The 232-nt window shown below is 61.6% G+C and carries 1 protein-coding gene; it reads right to left on the bottom strand.

Going from position 1 to position 232, the window contains the following annotated elements:
* The coding region (locus SB764_RS44945; protein ID WP_410867430.1) for a thiamine pyrophosphate-binding protein at nucleotides 1-232 on the bottom strand (232 nt) is incomplete at both ends.

The raw sequence follows: 232 nt of genomic DNA, 5'->3' as shown, positions 1-232 counted from the left end.
CGGTGAGCAGATGCGAGGCACCCGGCCCGGAGGTGGCGATACACACGCCCAACTCGCCCGTGAATTTGGCATGGGCCGATGCCATGAACGCGGCCATTTCTTCATGACGCGCCTGGATGAATTCAATCTTGCCTTTGGCACGGCTCAGCGCACCGAAGACACCGTTGATGCCGTCGCCCGGGTAACCAAAGATCCGGGTCACCCCCCACTGGCTGAGCCGTTCAACCAGGAA

This window comes from Paraburkholderia sp. SIMBA_027 (assembly GCF_046535315.1).
Classification (GTDB): Bacteria; Pseudomonadota; Gammaproteobacteria; order Burkholderiales; family Burkholderiaceae; genus Paraburkholderia; species Paraburkholderia tropica.
Note: the sequence above shows the minus strand (reverse complement) of the source record. Positions and strands in the feature narration are given on the sequence as shown.